Annotated in this window: 16 protein-coding genes; 10 read left to right on the top strand and 6 right to left on the bottom strand. The window is 58.2% G+C overall.

All coding sequences use genetic code 11. From position 1 onward, the window contains the following. Positions 1-263 precede the first annotated feature (263 nt). Positions 264-1,631, top strand: a complete 1,368-nt coding sequence (locus FJU30_RS16960; RefSeq protein ID WP_150436166.1) for an NCS2 family permease — start codon at positions 264-266, stop codon at positions 1,629-1,631. Between the two features lie 218 nt (positions 1,632-1,849). Further along, a complete protein-coding gene (locus FJU30_RS16955; protein ID WP_150436165.1) occupies positions 1,850-3,496 on the top strand; it encodes a Na+/H+ antiporter in 1,647 nt (548 codons plus the stop codon). A gap of 65 nt (positions 3,497-3,561) precedes the next feature. Here FJU30_RS16955 and actP read toward each other — a convergent pair whose 3' ends face one another. From actP to acs, 3 genes are all read right to left on the bottom strand, one after another. Further along, a complete protein-coding gene (actP, locus tag FJU30_RS16950) occupies positions 3,562-5,223 on the bottom strand; it encodes a cation/acetate symporter ActP (protein WP_150436164.1) in 1,662 nt (553 codons plus the stop codon). Further along, complete coding sequence (locus FJU30_RS16945) at positions 5,220-5,531, bottom strand: DUF485 domain-containing protein (protein ID WP_150436284.1); 312 nt, start codon at positions 5,529-5,531, stop codon at positions 5,220-5,222. The genes actP and FJU30_RS16945 overlap by 4 nt, the downstream gene beginning before the upstream one ends. Before the next feature lie 280 nt (positions 5,532-5,811). After that, positions 5,812-7,770 carry an acetate--CoA ligase gene (acs, locus tag FJU30_RS16940; RefSeq protein ID WP_150436163.1) on the bottom strand — a complete coding sequence of 653 codons (1,959 nt, stop codon included), beginning with the start codon at positions 7,768-7,770 and terminating at the stop codon, positions 5,812-5,814. 787 nt (positions 7,771-8,557) lie between these two features. Between acs and FJU30_RS16935 the strand changes: the two genes are divergently transcribed. Continuing rightward, complete coding sequence (locus FJU30_RS16935; RefSeq protein WP_150436162.1) at positions 8,558-8,953, top strand: PAS domain-containing protein; 396 nt, start codon at positions 8,558-8,560, stop codon at positions 8,951-8,953. 227 nt (positions 8,954-9,180) lie between these two features. Next, complete coding sequence (locus tag FJU30_RS16930; protein ID WP_223881624.1) at positions 9,181-10,050, top strand: LysR substrate-binding domain-containing protein; 870 nt, start codon at positions 9,181-9,183, stop codon at positions 10,048-10,050. Positions 10,051-10,100: 50 nt separating this feature from the next. Here the strand turns inward: FJU30_RS16930 and FJU30_RS16925 are convergent, their stop codons facing one another. Further along, positions 10,101-12,296, bottom strand: a complete 2,196-nt coding sequence (locus tag FJU30_RS16925; protein ID WP_150436160.1) for a TonB-dependent siderophore receptor — start codon at positions 12,294-12,296, stop codon at positions 10,101-10,103. Between the two features lie 280 nt (positions 12,297-12,576). Here FJU30_RS16925 and FJU30_RS16920 point away from each other — a divergent pair, with 280 nt between their 5' ends. Beyond that, a complete protein-coding gene (locus tag FJU30_RS16920) occupies positions 12,577-13,587 on the top strand; it encodes an AI-2E family transporter (RefSeq protein WP_150436159.1) in 1,011 nt (336 codons plus the stop codon). A gap of 56 nt (positions 13,588-13,643) precedes the next feature. Here FJU30_RS16920 and FJU30_RS16915 read toward each other — a convergent pair whose 3' ends face one another. Continuing rightward, positions 13,644-14,018: a hypothetical protein gene (locus tag FJU30_RS16915; RefSeq protein ID WP_150436158.1), complete on the bottom strand. Its 375-nt coding sequence runs from the start codon at positions 14,016-14,018 to the stop codon at positions 13,644-13,646. Positions 14,019-14,362: 344 nt separating this feature from the next. Then, the gene (locus FJU30_RS16910) at positions 14,363-14,722 is read right to left on the bottom strand and encodes an HMA2 domain-containing protein (protein WP_223881619.1); all 360 of its coding nucleotides are present in this window, start codon (positions 14,720-14,722) and stop codon (positions 14,363-14,365) included. Positions 14,723-14,877: 155 nt separating this feature from the next. On the opposite strand from FJU30_RS16910, the gene FJU30_RS16905 reads away from it, so the two are divergent. Genes FJU30_RS16905 through FJU30_RS16885 form a run of 5 tightly spaced genes read left to right on the top strand, consistent with a single transcriptional unit; the run spans position 14,878 to position 18,602 of the window. After that, positions 14,878-15,198, top strand: coding sequence for an HMA2 domain-containing protein (locus FJU30_RS16905; protein ID WP_150436156.1), 321 nt, complete (start codon positions 14,878-14,880; stop codon positions 15,196-15,198). Between the two features lie 14 nt (positions 15,199-15,212). Next, complete coding sequence (locus FJU30_RS16900; protein WP_150436155.1) at positions 15,213-15,890, top strand: hypothetical protein; 678 nt, start codon at positions 15,213-15,215, stop codon at positions 15,888-15,890. Next, positions 15,880-16,188: a hypothetical protein gene (locus FJU30_RS16895; RefSeq protein WP_150436154.1), complete on the top strand. Its 309-nt coding sequence runs from the start codon at positions 15,880-15,882 to the stop codon at positions 16,186-16,188. Before FJU30_RS16900 ends, FJU30_RS16895 begins: the two co-directional genes overlap by 11 nt. Then, a complete protein-coding gene (locus tag FJU30_RS16890; RefSeq protein ID WP_150436153.1) occupies positions 16,175-16,510 on the top strand; it encodes a YtxH domain-containing protein in 336 nt (111 codons plus the stop codon). Before FJU30_RS16895 ends, FJU30_RS16890 begins: the two co-directional genes overlap by 14 nt. A 7-nt stretch (positions 16,511-16,517) precedes the next feature. Beyond that, positions 16,518-18,602: a heavy metal translocating P-type ATPase gene (locus FJU30_RS16885; RefSeq protein ID WP_150436152.1), complete on the top strand. Its 2,085-nt coding sequence runs from the start codon at positions 16,518-16,520 to the stop codon at positions 18,600-18,602. The last annotated feature ends 8 nt before the right edge of the window (positions 18,603-18,610 follow it).

Below are 18,610 nucleotides of genomic sequence, written 5' to 3'. Positions count from 1 at the left end.
GCGCGGCGTTGTTGATCCCCCGCACCTGGTGCTTCTTTGCGCGTCGTTCTCCCATTTTCGGGTTTCAGCCCGTTGTCGTACGTCCTGCCGGTGGTAAAAAAGGTGATAAATATCACTGTTACGGTTGAAATAGCGCTACATAAGGCTTAATAATCTGCAGTTATAATAGCCGGTTTTTGCTTATGATTTGCCGCGCATCGCCAGCCAATCGTTTGCTTTATTAGCCGGAACATAATGACAACAACATGACAGGGGAAATAACAATGGCAAATTCAACTGGCCGGAGCGCAGGCGCGCCGCATTCGCCCGGCGCGCTCGATGCCTTTTTTAAAATTACTCAGCGCGGCAGCAGCGTTCGTCAGGAAGTGCTGGCCGGCCTGACGACATTTCTGGCCATGGTTTACTCGGTGGTAGTGGTGCCGGGCATGCTGGGTAAAGCCGGTTTTCCGCCCGGCGCGGTGTTTGTCGCCGCCTGTCTGGTGGCCGGCGTCGGCTCTCTGCTGATGGGGCTGTGGGCGAACCTGCCGATGGCGATTGGCTGCGCTATTTCATTAACGGCGTTTACCGCGTTTAGCCTGGTGCTGGGCCAGCAGATCAGCGTGCCGGTTGCGCTGGGCGCGATCTTCCTGATGGGGGTGTTGTTTACTGTCATTTCCGCGACCGGTATTCGTTCCTGGATCCTGCGCAATTTACCGATGGGCGTGGCTCAGGGCGCCGGTATCGGTATCGGCCTGTTTCTGTTGATTATCGCCGCTAACGGCATTGGCCTGGTGGTAAAAAACCCACTGGACGGCCTGCCCGTTAAACTGGGCGATTTCACCTCTTTTCCGGTGATCATGGCGTTAATTGGTCTGGCGGCGACGATCGGGCTGGAAAAATGCCGGGTGCCCGGCGGCATTCTGTTGGTGATCGTCGTTATCTCGATTATTGGGCTGATTTTTGATCCGAACGTGGCGTGGCATGGACTGTTCGCGCTGCCGACGCTGACCGATGAACACGGCGCTTCGTTGATTTTCAGCCTGGATATCGTCGGGGCGCTGCAGCCGGTGGTATTGCCCAGCGTGCTGGCGCTGGTCATGACGGCGGTGTTTGACGCCACCGGCACCATTCGCGCGGTGGCCGGTCAGGCGAACCTGCTTGATAAGGACGGTCAGATCGTCAGCGGCGGCAAAGCGTTAACCGCCGACTCGGTAAGCAGCATCTTCGCCAGCCTGGTCGGTACCTCGCCCGCGGCGGTGTATATCGAATCGGCGGCCGGTACGGCGGCCGGCGGTAAAACCGGCCTGACGGCGACGGTGGTCGGCGTTCTGTTCCTGCTGATCCTGTTCCTGGCGCCGCTGTCTTACCTGGTGCCGGGATACGCGACCGCGCCGGCGCTGATGTATGTCGGTCTGCTGATGCTGAGCAACGTATCTAAACTGGATTTCACCGATCTTGTCGATGCGATGTCCGGCCTTGTGTGCGCGGTATTTATCGTTCTGACCTGCAATATCGTCACCGGCATTATGCTGGGCTTTGCGTCGCTGGTGCTGGGACGTATTTTTTCCGGCGAATGGCGCAAGCTGAATATCGGCACGGTGATTATCGCCATCGCGCTGGTCGTATTCTACGCCGGCGGCTGGGCGCTCTGAGTTACGCGCGGTTCGAAAATCGCCGCCCGGCGATGCATGAACCCTGCCCGCAGGATAACGGGGAACGTCCGTTCCCCGTTTTTTCTCCGCTCCCTCAATTGTTTTCAAACCAGACCTGATTTTTGATGGCAGAAGGAAAGGATTTACTTCTAAAATGATTCCATGGGTTGATAAGCAGATGCGCAACCTCTCAACGCAGTAAGAGATCTAAGGAAAGCATGGAAATCTTTTTTACTATTCTCATTCTGACCCTGATGGTGTCGTTGTCAGGGGTCGTCACGCGTGTCCTGCCGTTTCAAATTCCTCTGCCGCTGATGCAGATAGCCATCGGTGCATTGCTGGCATGGCCCCGGTTTGGTCTGCACGTCGATTTTAATCCCGAGCTGTTTATGGTGCTGTTCATCCCGCCGCTGCTGTTTGCCGACGGCTGGAAGACGCCGCCGCGCGAATTTTTGCGGCACGGACGCGAAATTTTCGGCCTGGCGCTGGCGCTGGTGCTGGTCACCGTCGTTGGCGTGGGCTATCTGATCTATTGGATGGTGCCCGGTATTCCGCTGGTGGCGGCCTTTGCTCTGGCGGCGGTGCTGTCGCCAACCGATGCCGTCGCGCTGTCCGGCATTGTCGGTGAAGATCGCATACCGAAAAAGCTGATGGGCATCCTGCAGGGCGAGGCGCTGATGAACGACGCTTCCGGCCTGGTATCGCTGAAGTTCGCCATTGCCATCGCCATGGGCACCATGGTGTTTAGCGTGTCGGGCGCGACTATCGAGTTTCTGAAAGTCGCCGCGGGCGGTCTGCTGGCTGGGGTAGCCACCACCTGGCTGTACAGTAAATCGCTGCGCATGATTAGCCGCTGGAGCGGCGGCGATGCGGCGACGCAAATTATCCTGCTGCTGTTGCTGCCTTTCGCCTCTTATCTGATTGCCGAGCATATCGGCGTGTCCGGTATCCTCGCGGCGGTGGCTTCAGGTATGACCATCGGCCAGTCCGGCGTCATCCGCAACGCGCCGCTCACTATGCGGTTGCGCGCCAACAGCGTCTGGACGATGCTGGAGTTCGTGTTTAACGGCATGGTGTTTATCATGTTGGGTCTGCAACTGCCGGATATTCTGGAAACCTCGCTCACCGAGGCCCGGTTGGATCCCACTACGGAAACCTGGATGCTGTTTACCGACGTCGTCGCGATCTACGCCGCGTTGCTGCTGCTGCGTTTCTGCTGGCTGTGGATGATGAAAATTTTCAGCCTGCGCGCACTGAAAAAACGGCCGATGGTATTTGGCGAATACTCTACGCGCGAGATCTGGGTGGCCTCTTTCGCCGGGGTGCGCGGCGCGATTACCCTGGCCGGCGTGCTGTCGATTCCGCTGCTGCTGAGCGACGGCACGGCCTTCCCGTCTCGCTATCAATTGGTCTTTATCGCCGCCGGCGTGATTCTGTTTTCTCTGCTGTGCGGCGTGATTGCGCTACCGTTGCTGCTGCGCGGCGTGGTGGTGGCCGATCGCGCGCTTTACGAAAGTGAAGAACGCAAGGCGCGTATCAAGGTAGCGGAAGTGGCGATCACCAGCCTGAATAAAATGGAAGAACGGCTGGCGGCCGATCGGGAAGAGAATATCGACGAACAGGTATTGAAAGAAGTAAGCGCTCGCGTCATCGGTAACCTGCGCCGGCGGGTGGTGGGGCCGGACGATCTGGAAAGCAGCCTGATGGTTGAGAACCTTGAGCGCCGCTTCCGTCTGACGGCGGTCAACGCCGAGCGCGGCGAACTTTATCACCTGCGCGCCACTCAGCAGATTAGCAATGAAACCCTGCAAAAAATGCTGCGCGAACTGGATTTGCTCGAAGCGCTATTGGTTGAAAAAGTCTGATCGATATCCCGGCGCCGGCGCGCCGGGCACTGTTGCGCGCCCCGGTGGCGATCACGGTGTCTGTATCAGTGCGTTGTCCCGGCGCGCGACGCGCCGACCCCGGTTTGCGAACGAATAAACTGCGGCCTGAAACGTTTACGCTCTTCCTGCCCGCCCGGCGAGTTATCGGTAATTGAAAACAGCCAGGTGCCGATAAAAGCCGTCAGCATAGAAAACAGCGCCGGGTACTCATAGGGATAAACCGGCGTTGCGTGGCCCAGGATTTTCACCCAGACGGTCGGCCCAAGGATCATTAAAATCACCGCCGTCAGCAGGCCGGCCCAGCCGCCGACCAGGGCGCCGCGCGTCGTCAGTTTCGACCAGTACATGGACAGAATAATGATCGGGAAATTACAGCTGGCGGCGATAGAAAAGGCCAGACCGACCATAAAGGCGATATTCTGGTTTTCAAACAAAATGCCGAGCGCGATGGCCACCACGCCGAGCGCCAGAACGGTAATTTTAGAAACCTTCAGCTCGTCGCGTTCGGTGGCTTTGCCGTTTTTAAATACGCTGGAGTAGAGATCGTGAGAGACCGCGGAGGCGCCGGCCAGCGTCAGGCCCGCGACCACGGCCAAAATGGTGGCGAACGCCACGGCGGAAATAAAGCCGAGGAACAGATTGCCGCCTACCGCGTTAGCCAGGTGCACCGCCGCCATATTGGTCCCGCCGATCAGCGCGCCGGCGGCATCTTTAAACTGCGGATTGGCGCCGACCAGCAGGATGGCGCCGAAGCCGATGATAAACGTCAGGAAATAGAAGTAACCCATAAAGCCGGTGGCGTAGAATACGCTCTTGCGCGCCTCTTTGGCGTCGCTGACGGTAAAAAAGCGCATCAGAATGTGGGGCAGGCCGGCCGTGCCGAACATCAGTCCCAGACCGAGCGACAGCGCCGATATGGGGTCGGAAACCAGTCCGCCGGGACTCATGATGGCAATGCCCTGCGGGTGAATCTCTGTCGCCTGGCGGAACAGGGTATCAAAACTGAAATTTACCGATTTCATCACCATCAGCGCCATAAAGGTGGCGCCGAACAGCAGCAACACCGCTTTAATAATCTGCACCCAGGTTGTGGCCAGCATGCCGCCGAACAGTACGTACATCACCATCAGAATGCCGACCAGCACCACGGCGACCAGATAGTTGAGGCCGAACAGCAACTCGATCAGCTTGCCTGCGCCGACCATTTGCGCAATCAGATATAGCGCCACGACCACCAGCGAGCCGCAGGCGGACAGCGTTCGGATCGGTTTTTGCCGCAGTCGATAGGAGGCTACATCGGCAAAAGTGTAGCGGCCGAGGTTGCGCAACCGCTCGGCGATCAGAAACAGGATAATCGGCCAGCCGACCAGAAAACCCAGAGAGTAGATCAGCCCGTCGTAGCCGGAGGTGTAAACCAGAGCGGAAATACCGAGGAAGGATGCGGCCGACATATAGTCGCCGGCAATGGCCAGCCCGTTCTGAAAACCGGTGATATTGCCGCCGGCGGTATAGTAATCGCTGCGTGAGCGGGTGCGTTTGGAGGCCCACCAGGTGATGTACAGCGTGGCGCCGACAAACAACAGGAACATGATAATGGCCTGAATATTGACCGGCTGACGCTGAACGTTGCCGGTCAGGGCATCGGCGGCAGAGCTGAGGCCGGGCAGAACGAGCAGCGCCAGCGGCGTCGCGGGGCGGAAGTTCATGGTTTAACCTCGCTCAGCAGCTGATTAGTCAGGCGATCGAACTCGCCGTTGGCGCGGAACACGTACACGCCGGTCAGCGCGAAAGAGATCGCGATCAGCCCGACGCCGACGGGAATGCCGCGCGTTATGCTGGAGCCAGGATAGAGCGGCGTACCCAGCCAGCCGGGCGCAAATGCGATAAGCAGGATAAAGCCGATGTACAGCACCAGCACAATCAGCGAGAGCAGCGCGGCGAACCGTTGTCGTTTGCCCACCAGTTCACTGAATAGGGGATTGTTCTCAATTCGTTGATATACGGCGTCATTCATCATCATTCTCCCGTTGTCTCATGGGGTGGATTATTGCCGTCTTTAAACTGCCGTTTCGACCGCCAGGGCGGATTAACGCGCAGACTGCTCCGTTTCGGGCAACGGCAGGCCGTCGCCGCATCGTGCGATACGGCATGGCTGGTCCTGACGTGTGTTTTCCCTGCCGTGCGGGCGTTTCTGCTCGTGCAGCGCCGCGCCCGGGGAGTCGTCGCTGCAAGACGGCGTAAACCTGGCGCCGCAGGCAGACGCGACCGTTTTGAACGAAGCGCTCGCCGGTCGATTAACGCGACATTTTAATCGCCTGCGTTTCCTCCAGTAGTTTTTCCACCACGCCAGGATCGGCAAGGGTTGAGGTATCGCCCAGATTGCCGGTATCTCCGGCGGCGATCTTGCGTAAAATGCGGCGCATGATCTTGCCGGAGCGGGTTTTCGGCAGGGAATCGGTCCAGTGCAGAATATCGGGCGTGGCGATGGCGCCGATTTCCTTGCGCACCCAGTCGCGCACTTCGCTGTAGAGCTCGCTGGTCGGCTCTTCGCCGTGGTTCAGCGTGACGTAGGCATAGATCGCCTGGCCCTTAATGGTGTGCGGAATGCCGACCACGGCGGCCTCGGCGATTTTCGGATGGGCGACCAGCGCCGATTCTATTTCCGCCGTGCCCAGCCGGTGACCCGAGACGTTAAGCACATCGTCCACCCGCCCGGTGATCCAGTAATAGCCGTCTTCGTCGCGCCGCGCGCCGTCGCCGCTGAAGTACATGCCTTTAAAGGTGGAGAAATAGGTCTGTTCGAAGCGGTCGTGATCGCCGAACAGCGTACGCGCCTGGCCGGGCCAGGAGTCGACAATCACCAGGTTGCCCTCGTTTTCTCCCTCCAGCAGATTGCCCAGGTTATCCACCAGCGCGGGCTGTACGCCGAAGAACGGGCGGGTGGCTGAGCCGGCCTTAGTCTCGATCGCGCCGGGCAGCGGGGTGATCATAAAGCCGCCGGTTTCCGTCTGCCACCAGGTATCGACGATCGGACATTTGCCGTTGCCGATTTTATTAAAGTACCACTCCCAGGCTTCGGGATTGATCGGCTCGCCGACCGATCCCATAATGCGCAGCGAACGGCGCGACGTGCCTTCGATCGCTTTGTCGCCTTCCGCCATCAGCGCGCGGATCGCAGTGGGCGCGGTATACAGGATCGTGACCTGGTGTTTATCCACCACCTGCGCCATGCGGCGCGCGTCCGGCCAGTTTGGCACGCCCTCGAACATCAGCGTGGTGGCGCCGCAGGCCAGCGGTCCGTACAGCAGATAGCTATGGCCGGTGATCCAGCCGACATCCGCCGTACACCAGTAAATATCGTCGGAATGATAATCGAAAACATACTTAAAGGTGGTGGCGGCATACACCAGATAGCCGCCGGTAGTGTGCAGCACGCCTTTGGGTTTGCCGGTCGATCCCGAGGTATACAGGATAAACAGCGGATCTTCGGCGTTCATCGCCTCGGGCGGGCAGTCGGGATCGGCCTGGTCGATCAGATCATGCCACCATAAATCGCGATCCGGCCGCCATGCCACCTCCTTACCGGTGCGTCGCAGGACGATCACATGCCTGACCGTGGTCACGGTGGGGTTTTTCAGCGCGTCATCAATATTTTTTTTCAGCGGGATAACGCGCCCGGCGCGAATGCCCTCGTCGGCGGTGATCACCAGCCGGGCGCTGCTGTCGACGATGCGCCCGGCAATCGCTTCGGGAGAAAAACCGCCAAAGATCACCGAATGAATCGCGCCGATCCGGGCGCAGGCCAGCATTGCCACCGCCGCTTCGGGCACCATCGGCATATAGATCGCCACGACGTCGCCTTTGCGGATCCCGCGCGCCTTCAGCACGCTGGCGAGGCGGCAGACCGCTTCATACAGCTGGCGATAAGTCAGCGTCTGACTTTCCCGCGCGTCATCGCCTTCCCAGATAATGGCGATCCGATCGCCCCGCTGCGCCAGATGACGATCGAGGCAGTTGGCCGCCGCATTGAGCGAGCCGTCTTCAAACCAGCGGATGCGAACATGACCCGGATCAAATGAGGTATTTTTTACCTGCTGATAGGGCGTGATCCAGTCAATGATTTCGCCCTGCTGGCGCCAGAAAGCCTCCGGATCCTGCACCGACTGCCGATAACGCTGCTGGTACTGCCCGGCATTGATCAGCGCATTTGCCGCGATGGAGGCGGGTATCGGATGTTTATTATATTGGCTCATAGCGTGTTCTCCTTAGAGTTGTTAATGATATGTCAGCAAATGGTTAAAGTAAGTTTTCGGGAAGATTTTGTTTCTTTTTTGCGCGACAGATCACGTAACATGGCGGGCCGCTTGCGGCCTCACGGAGAATTGGGGGGCGATTAGATGGCGGGAGAGGATAAAGGGAAAAGGGCTTTCTGCCGTCAAGTAGTGATCTTTGTCACATTATTGAACGTTTGAAAATAAAGCGGACTTTCAGCCTGATGAAAAACGATCAATCTTTTATTATCAATAGAATACAGCTATTATTAGCGGTCTTTTGATCGTCGTTCACGATCAAAAGACATAAAGATCCCGTTTATTCAGCCGATAGTTATTCAACAAGACACAGTATATTTTTTACCGTGCTTTGCGCTGTCGGTATTAAAAAGACAGCCGGACCGAAAACAGTTGGTGTCGGGTGAAAAAATAATTTGCGATAAGTCGAGATGAGGCGCCTGAAAGGTGAAAATCATTAAATGAACATGGTGCGTTTAGCCCGGTAATGTATGTTCAGGTTGCTAGCGAACAACTGGCGGGAGAGTGCGTTTGCCGACGGATAACGGCAACCCTGTCGAGCGGCCATCCTTTGTTATCGCGTTATTAGTGTACGAATCCTAAATATAACTACAGAGTTATGCCGCAATATGCCAGATTTTTTTCTTTATTGAGTGGTCGGCGCCCACTTATTGTTTGTTCAGGGTTGATGGCGCGCCGTAGCTGGGGCGTCCCCCTGTTGGATATTTTTTACGTTTGAGCCAGAGGATCTATGAGCCTGATATTTTGCCAGAATGAAATTGTTGGCATGTTAACCATACCTATTGAAAATGAAAGACGTGCTCTGGCGGTGATTGATGAGCAGTATGAGGTGATATATGCCAACACTGCTTTTAATGCCCATTTCGGCCTGGATGCTGATAAAAATAAGCCTCTTTCTCTTGGGGATATATTACCGGTAAACGTAAGGTACGCTTATCAAGACTTTATGAAAAATAGCAGTCTGCTCAGTACTCGCATGGTGTCGGACTTATTTTTTGCCGGTCTGGAAAAAAAACAAACCCGTACGCTCTCCTTCTCGAAAATTAATGTGGAGAGCCGCGTACTGTCTTTACTTATCCTTATCCATGATCCCAGCGATGTGCCGCCGCTGACGTTGGTTTCGTAGTCAGGTCGGATGAACGACGTTAATCGCCGGATTAACAGGCACGCGCCTGCCGCTGCGCGCATTCATCAATGTGTTTGAACAGTAGCGGCGCGTAACCGGGCAGCGCGCTAAGCCGGCGTACAAGCCCGCAGTATGTTTTAGCCATTCATCACGGCGAGATTCAGAGAGGCGATCGCTGTATGTCTATGAGTCTGGCGGTGAAGTCATAACGTATGGAGACGTTATTGATGACATTTCAAATGCTGAACTACCTCGTCGCGCTGGAAAAGTATCGTCATTTTAACCGCGCGGCGAAAGCCTGCCGGGTCGGCCAGCCCACATTGAGCGAACAAATCAGAAAACTTGAGGCGGAGCTGGGCGGGCCGCTGCTGGAACGGACCAGTCGCAAAGTGGTATTTACCCAGGAAGGGGTGCGGCTGGTGCGGCAGGCGCAGAAGATTTTGTACGAGCTCAGGCGACTGCACGATTTAGTGGAGCGGCAGCGCGACCCGCTTTCCGGCCTGCTGCATCTGGGCATTGTTCGCTCCTGTGCGCCCTACCTGTTGCCCCATGTCATTCCCCCCCTGCGCCGGCGTTTTCCCGATCTGCATTTACGTTTTTATGAAGGCAACCGGCACAGTTTATTACCGCAGCTGGAAAGCGGTAAACTGGATGCGCTGGTGCTGGCCTGTCAGCCGGAAGATGCGCCGGTCGCCATTCCCCTGTTCGACGAACCCCTGCTGCTGGCCTTAAATTACCGCCATCCCTGGGCCGGTCGCCACACCGTGACGCCGGATATGCTAAGCGAACTCGACGATCTGACGCTGGCCGAAGACGATGAGCTGCCGCCGGCGTTCAGCGCCGTCAGGCAAAAGGCGCAAATACACGGCCGGCTGAGCGCCAATCTGGAACTGCTGCGTAGCCAGCTGGCCAGCTGTACCGGCGCTGGTCTGTTCCCCAGGCTGGCGGCGACGCCAATGACCGGCGTCTGTTATATTCCGTTTCAGCCGGCGCTGACGCGCACGCTGTTTATGATCTGGCGCGGCGACATGCGCGATCTACGCTATCGCTGCGTCGCCAGCACAATTCACGCCACCATGCGGCGGCTGCTCGTTTAGCGCCGCCGGCCGACTGCCCTGGCGGCATCGACGTCGTCCGCCGGCATAAATCAAAACTGCGCGGAATAGGTCAGACCGAAGGTTCGGCCGCGCCCCTGGTAATCATAGACTTCACGTGCGCCGTAGCCGGGGGAATACAGTTTTTGCGCCCGCTGGCCCCATACGGTGTCATATTGCTTATCCAGCAAGTTTTCCACGCTGAAGCTGATTTTGCCCACCGGCAGGGCGTAACTGCCGATAAAGTCCAGCGTATGGTAACCCTGCAGTTTGTCGCCGTTCAGGTCGGAGACATCGAACGACTTTTGCATCTGCAGGCGCAGCGTCCAGTCGCCCGGTTGCCAGCCGACCCAGGCCGTGGCTTTCGACGGACTGGCGGTATTAATGTTGATTTTCTCCCAGCCTTCGCTGGTTTTGGTTTGCGATTTGATGAGGTTAAACGAGGTGCCGGCGCTCCAGTCGCTGTCCGGGAAGAAGTAGTCGATCGCGCTTTCCAGTCCGTAGATGCGTCGTTTGTCGGACTTCATCACAATGGTCAGATCCGGCGCGATATCGACGGTTTTGTCGGACACCGAATAGTACGCCGCCGTCTGGATATGCAGATTATCCCCCAGATAACGCCAGCCGAGCTCCCAGGCGTTGACTTTGATATCTTCCAGTCGCGAGTCGTTGATATTGGTGCTGCTGTTCAGGTGGTAATGGCCGTTGACGGCGCTATAGCTGCCGGTGCCGTAATATTTCGCCACATCGGGCAGTTCGGCGCCCTGGGAGAAGTTGAGCCAGGTCTGCTGACGGTCGGAAATATGGGCCAGCAGGCCGAGGTTGAACAGCGTGGTGCGGTAGCGGGTGCTGCCGCCGGGGATGGCATCGGCGGAGACGGCCTGGCCGTTGGCGATGGCCTGCTGCTGGGCATAACCCACGAAATCGTCCACGCTGTTTTCCGTCCACTGCTGGCGTACGCCGCCGCTCAGCGTGAAGATTTCATTGAGGTCATAGCTGGTTTGCAGGAACGCGGCGAAATTGCTGACGTCGTAGCTGGGGTAGCGGCCGATTTTATAGATTTCATGGTTAATCAGCCCGCCGGACTGGCTGGCGGCGTTCAGATCGAAAAACATCTGATTGGCGTCGAATTTTTCGCGATCGACATCGATACCGTAAGTGAGCTGCCAGCCTGCGGCCAGGTCGGCGTTGAGCGTCAATTTAGCGCCGTACTGGCTGGTGTTCTGCTCGGATGCGCTGTAGCTGGTTACCGCGCCGCTGCGCAGCGTCGGAAACGGATAAAAGGTCAGCGCTTCGTCACGGTAATAGATCTGCGCGGTAAGGATTTGATTCAGAAAATCCTGGTGGGCATATTCAAGGCTGACCAGATGACGCTCCGTGCCCGGTACCCGATCGGACGACATGCCGCCGCGGGTTTCCGCGTTGACGCCGCCGCCGGTCGCCGCGGCGAAATTATCGCCCAGCCACAGTCCGTGTTCGCCGTCCCCCTGGCTGCGAAAATATTGAGTGACCAGCGTCAGGCTCTGGTTTTCATCCAGCTTTAGTCCGCCGCTGGCCATGACGTCCAGGCGGTCGGAATACTGCAGGCCGGTCTGAGTATTATCGAACAGTACGGCATCGCCGCTGCCGGTATACCAGCCGCCGTAACGCTGCCAGGCGACCGACAGACGTCCGTTCGCCTGCTCGCTGCCGCCGCTTACCGCCGCGGCGACTCGCTCATCGTGGTCGTTATGGCTGTTGAAGCCGCTTTTGGCGCCGATCTCCAGTTCAACCTGCGGTTCCGGGCTGCCCTTTTTAGTGATGATGCTGATGAGCCCGCCGGAGCTGCCGGCGCCATAGAGCGAGGTGGCGCCGGAGATCACTTCGATGCGTTCGATGTTAAACGGATCGATGGCGTCCATCTGGCGGCTGCCGGTACGGGAGGAGTTCAGACGCACGCCGTCGACCATCACCACCATGGCGCGGCCGCGCATATTCATGCCGTAGTTGGTTCTGCCCTGGCTGCTGACATCCATTCCGGGGATCAGCTGCGCCAGAATATCTTTAATTTCTTTCCCGCCCTGAGCCTGTTCCTGAATATCGCGACCTTCAATCACCCAGGTGGACTGAGACATTTGGCTTTGCGTCTTATTGCTGCGGCTGGCGGCGATCACCAGCGTATCATCGGCGCTGTTTTGCGCCTGAGCGAGCGCGGGCGGGAAAATGATAAGGACAGCGGTAAGGCAGGCGTGGTTTTTTCTCCAGAGCATAGTGATAACCTTTTGTAATTTGTGGTTTTTTAGGGTGTGTTTGCCATGTGAGTATAATGTAAGGAAAGTGTAAGTGGATAGTGTTTTTGGGCAAGCAGACAGGTAAAAAAATAGCCGCTTTCGCATCATGCGTTTACTGAATCGCCAGGGGAATGCTGGTAGACTGACGGCTACAAGAAATCAAAGTGCCTGATACCTAACGTTCCGTCGCGCAGGGACGTTCCGGCGCCAATATCGTGAGGTGCTTTGAACCATATTGCTTTATGTCCAGGACGTCATCATGCAGTTATTAAATTTAAAACAGGCCAGATTATTGAGTTTTTTCTTTATAATGGGCGGGCTGTTAATTTTATTGCCGTTACATTTGCTCGCCTGTTTTATTGCGGGTTTTTTAGTGTACGAGATCGTTAATTTACTCACCCCTTATTTTCAAAAGATTATTAGCGGCAAGCGGGCCCGCTGGTTGGTGGTGGCGGTGATCAGCACCGCGGTAGTCAGCCTGCTGATTATGCTGTTCGCCAGCCTGGTGGGTTTTCTGATGCAGGAAATGAGGGACACGACGGGCTTCAGCGATCGCATTTCCGTTATTTTACAAGATGTGCAGCATGAGCTGGCGCTCTATTTACCCGGCTATCTGCCGGTCAGCGTGGAAGAGCTGCAGCACGAATTCCTGCAGTGGCTACAGCAGCATGTGGTGATTTTGCAGAATATGGGCAAAAGTTTCCTGCACGGCTTCGTCACCATGCTTATCGGTATGGTGCTGGGAGCGATCATTTCGCTGTATAACGTGAATCATGATGATGATAAGCCGTTGCTAAAGGCGGAGTTATTAAAACGCGTCGCGTTATTATCCAGCGCCTTCAGAAATATTGTGTTTGCCCAGGTGAAGATCTCGACCGTCAATACCATCTTATCCGCTATTTTTATTCTCGGCGTGCTGCCGTGCTTCGGCGTACATTTGCCCTTCGCCAAAACGCTGGTGGTGATGACCTTTATTTTCGGGTTGCTGCCGGTGATCGGTAACCTGATATCCAATTCGATGGTATTTATTTCCGCCTTATCGCTGTCGCTGGCGGTGGCGCTGGTGGCCTTGCTCTATTTGATGCTGATCCATAAGTTTGAATATTTTTTAAACGCGAAGATCGTCGGCACGAAAATTAAGGCGCACTCGTGGGAAATCCTGTTGGCGATGCTGGTGTTTGAGGCGGCATTTGGTCTGTCGGGCGTGATTGCGGCGCCGATTTATTACGCCTATCTAAAGAGCGAACTGAAGGAAGCGTCGCTGATCTAATGCCTGGCGCGCGGAAAAGGGCGTAAGCCCGGGGCCTGTCTGACGGCGCGGATCCGTTAGCGCAGCAGCATAATCAAAACCATTACGCAGGCGCCGGCGGCGATGCTCACCCGGCGCAAACGGCGCTGGCGGTTGGCGCTTCTGAGCCACGGCAGCGACAGCCAGCGCAGCACGCCGCCGGCGATCGCCAGCGCGAACAAAGTGGAACCGCTCAGCCAGAGCATTTTATCCGTCTGCAGACGGGTGATTAACAGCGCCAGCGCCGCGGACAGCAGGAACACGGTCACGCCGCTCAGCGCGCCGACGATAAAGCCGGCCCGATCGTCTATCGCCAGCCGCGAGGTCAGCGGCAGCCACATGCGGATAGCATACAGACCCATGATGGTGGGAAAAATTAGCCAGGTGGCGATATAGATTAGGGTTTCGCTCATTTTTCCATTCCGATGCTGATAACGCGCTGCAGGTTACGCTTCCGCCAACCTGTAGAAATCGCCGGACTGATGAGGGCGATGCCTTCGCGCCGTCAGTCCGCTCCTGCCGGGCCTCCTGTGCCCGCCGTATTTGATGACCGCTTAACCGGGACGGTCAGTATGTCTGACATTATCTAATCTATTCATCGGCAAAAATCAGCGCCGCTTCACCCATTGTGAAGAGTTTTTTCTGATTATGTCGCCAACAGGCGGGGAAATGCGGAGAAACGTTCGGCTGGCGCGGGAGCGGTGAAGCCGGGCGACGGTCGCGCCGCCCGTGCGCGTCGGGCGGGCAGGGGACGACGTCAGGCGGCCAGCAGAATGCGGGTCAGCGTGTGGCCCAGCGTCCTTTTTAACGTCATGACGGCCAGACCTTTGAGCAGCGTTTGCGTGCCGCGCCGTACCGCGCTATCCACCATGGCCGGATCGTCTTTTTGCTGCAGCCAGCCCGCGCTTTGCGCCGTCGCCAGCAGCGTTTCCGCGTTAATCATCCGGTGATCGAACAAAATAGCCACGGAACCGGCATAACGTTTGTACTGAATATCCCTGATGCCATCCATTGCCGTCAGCTGATTAATAACCTGTTCGACGCTGGCCGGAGAGTGACGGATAAAGTCTGAGCGAACCCGAATCCGGCCCTGAGTTTGATGAATATAGGGAACCATAGCGACGCCTTTAATAATACGAAACGAAGTAAGAATAATTTACATTAATTGTCGGTTATTTGTCCACCGTCGCGGAATTGATGCATATCAACACACGCGGGGTAATTAGCCTGTACAACTCAGAAAATACCTGTCTTTGTAGTGAAATATTTTTTATGTCCGTTGAGTCTTATGCCGGTTTACTTACGCTGCGCCGCTGGGTGACGATCGCTCATCATATTCCGGGCCGCGTAAGGCTGCGCTTTACCAATCGTCTGGTGATGTCGCTGGGTGAACGCCAACTGTCGGCGCTGAATGATCTGTGCAGCGATGCAGGCATTATCAGACAGTGTCAGATCAATCGGGAAACGGGCAGTCTGCTGTTGCAGTACGACGCACAGCGCCTGTCGCCCGCGCTGGTGGATGCCCTGTTTGCCAGTGAGGATGAGAAAGCACAGGACGCATTTCAGCGTATTGTTCATCTCCTCAATCATTGAGTCAGGAGTGAAATATGAGTAATCAGGAGCAACCTCAGAATACCGCTTATCCCTGGTACGGCTACCCCTATGGTATGCCGCCCGTTCCGCCGCAACCCGCCGCCCAGACCGCGCCGAATTACGCGCCGCCGGTGGGCGCTCCGCCGCCGCCTTTCATGTGGCCGCCTTATCCGGGCTACGCCATGCCGTGGTATCCCGGCGCGCCGGTGCCGCCGCCGCCCGCCTGGCCCGGGCAAGCCTCTCACCACCACCATTCGCATGCGCCTTCTCCCGCCGATGCCGGTCTGTATCAGCAGGCGCAGGGTATGGTCGAGGAACTGATGGGCGAGCAGTCCGGCATTTTTAAGCATTTGCTCAGCACGTTGGGCGTGGACGATAAAGAATTCTGGAAGGGCGCGATGATGGGGGCCGCCGCGGCGTTGATTTTAAGCAATGAGAATGTGCGTTCGACGCTGCTGCAGTTGGTCGCCAACGCGGGCGATTTGCTGAAAACCGGCGGCGGCAAGGTCAAAGACAGCGTGACGCAGACCGCCAGCAGCGTGAAAGATAATCTCGCCACCGGCGGGACGATTTTCCGCGATACGGTGCAGGCCGGCAAAGAAGGATTCAGAGATTCGGTCGCGCGTCATAAAACTGACGCGGCGCCGCTGGACGATAGCGAAGCGACGGAGCCAGAGCGTAATGAGCAATAGCGGCGATCGACTCCATCCGGCCAGCCGCGCGCTGATTGCCGGCGCCATCCTCGGCGGCGTCGCCTCCGGGGTGCAGCAGTGGCAGCGTTATCGTCAGGGCGAGCAGAGCCTGGAAGATGCGGCCTGCCGGACCGCCGGCGATGCGGCGCGCGCCGGTCTGTTGAGCGGCGGCGCGATGGCGGTGGCCGAAGCGACCGCCGGCCGGCCGTTGCTGACCATGCTCACCGTATTGAGCGCCGGCGCGGCAGGGTTGTACCTGATGGACACGCTAACAAGGAGTTCGCATGAAGAACAATAACCAGGCCGGGCCGTTTTTCTATGGCTACCCGGGCGTGAATCCCTATGCCGCCGCGCCGCCGGTCGCCGCCCCGTCTCAACCAGACTGGCGGCAGACTAATTCACGTTCTCACTTTATCTCCGGCCTGGTGGCCGGCGCCGCGGTGGCGTATTTGCTGTCCAACAGCAAGGTTCAGCAGGGCATTGGTCAGACGGCCGGCAAAGCCTGGCACGCGGTACGCGGCGAGATGGAAGAGTTGAAAGAGCGGCTGGCTGACGTGCAGGCGGAGCTGGACTACTACCGGAATCGCGACGCCGACAACCCACAAACCCCGGACGAGTAAACCTGAGATGGCGTGTACACCGGTTGTTGTGCTGCACCGGCTGCCGGGGCGGCTGCGCGTCCGTTTGTCGCCGCTGCGTCATCATCCGGCGATAGCGGATTGGTTGCGCCTACAGGTGCTGGCGTTTGGCGGCGTGCATCAGGTGCGGGTGCGGCCGGAAGCCGCCTCGCTGGTGCTGTGTTATCACCGCCATCAGACCGACGAGTCCGCCCTGCTGGCGCAGCTGCGCCGGATTGACTGGGCGGCGGCCGTTGCGGGCGAACACGAACAGGAGTACTGCGCGGGCGATGTGGCGCTGAGCGTGCTGGCGCTGGCCGGCAATCGTTTTCTGCCGCGCAAAGCGGCCGCGCTGACCACGCTGGCGATGATCGCCCCCACGGTGTGCGAAGGCGTCGCCACGTTGCGCCAGCGTCAGTTGAAAGTCGAAGTGCTGGATGCGCTGGCGCTGTCGGTTTCCCTGCTGCGCGGCGATTACGGTACGGCCATGCTGACCCACACGCTGCTGACGCTGGGCGAATATATGGAGCAGAAGACCAGCCGCCACTCCGACAGCCTGCTGGCGGAACTGATGCAGCCGCAGCGCAGTTCGGTGTGGGTCGAGCGCGACGGGGAGACGTTCGGGGTGGACGCCGGCGAGCTGGCGTGCGGCGATCTGATGCTGCTGGGGCCGGGCGATACGGTGCCGGCCGACGGCAAGGTGGTGCGCGGCGCCGGGTTAATTAATCAGGCTTCTCTGACCGGAGAAAGCGTGCCGGTACGGCGCGAGAAAGGCGCCTTTATCTACGCCGGCACCCTGGTGCAGGAAGGCAACTTAGCGGTGTGCGCCGAGCAGGTGGGCGATCACTCTACTACTGCGCGTATTCGCCGCTTTATCATCGAGTCGCTGGAAACGCGCAGCGAAACCCAGGAACTGACCCAGGCGATGGCCGATCGCCGGGTGGCGATCACCTTCGGCGTCGGCGCGCTGGTGTTTGCGTTGACCCGAGACTGGCAGCGGCTGGCCTCGGTATTTATGATCGACTATTCCTGCGCGCTGAAGCTGAGCACGCCGGTGGCGTTCAAGTCTACCATGTACCGCGCCGCGCAAGCCGGCCTGCTGCTGAAAGGCGGACGGGCTATCGAGCAGTTGGCCGTCGCCGACGTCGTGGTGTTCGATAAAACCGGCACGCTGACTTACGATGATATGCTGGTCACCGACGTGGTCAGTTTCGATCCGCAGACCAATCGCTCCCAGCGTCTGCTGGCGCTGGCGGCCTCGGTGGAAGAACACAGCAACCATCCGCTGTCCAGAGCGGTGGTGGACGCCGCGCGTCAGCACGAGCTGCCGCACATCAATCACGGCGAAGTGGAGTACGTCATCGCTCATGGGCTGCTCAGCGAAGCCGATGGCCACCAGTTGGTGATCGGCAGCCGGCATTTTCTCTCCGAGCATTACCAGATCGATTTTTCCGCCGGCGAAGCGGCGATTCGACAGCTTGAGGGGCGCGGCCGGCATCTGCTGTTCATCAGCCTGGACGGTAAACTGGCCGGGATGATCGGCCTGCAGGATCGCATCCGCGATGAGGCGCCTCAGGTGCTGGCCCGGCTGCGGGCGGCGGGCGTGCGTCAACTGATACTGTTGTCCGGCGACCAGGCGAGCAGGGCGCGGCAGATGGCGGACGAACTGGGCATGGACGGCTATTTCGCCGAAGCGACGCCGGAGAGTAAGGTGCAGGTGGTGCAACGCCTGCAGGCGCAGGGGCGCCGCGTGATGTTTGTCGGCGATGGGGTAAACGATGCGCCGGTGCTGACTCAGGCCAGCGTCGGCATCGCCATGAATAAAAGCACCGCGCTGGCGCAGCAGGCGGCCGATGTGGTGCTGCTGCGCGACTCGCTGGACGGCGTTGCCGCGGCGCGCGAACTGGCAAGCCAGGCGATCGAACTGGTCAGCAGCAATATCAAGGCCACCGAATGGATCAACAGCGGCATCATGTTCGCCGCGGCGCTCGGCTACCTGTCTCCCGCCATGAGCGCGCTGCTGCACAACAGCACCACCATCGGCGTGCTGTTGCGCGCGCTGGCGATCAGAAAGACCGCGCCGCAACGGGATTAGCCGCGCGG

This window comes from Affinibrenneria salicis (assembly GCF_008710095.1).
Note: the sequence above shows the minus strand (reverse complement) of the source record. Positions and strands in the feature narration are given on the sequence as shown.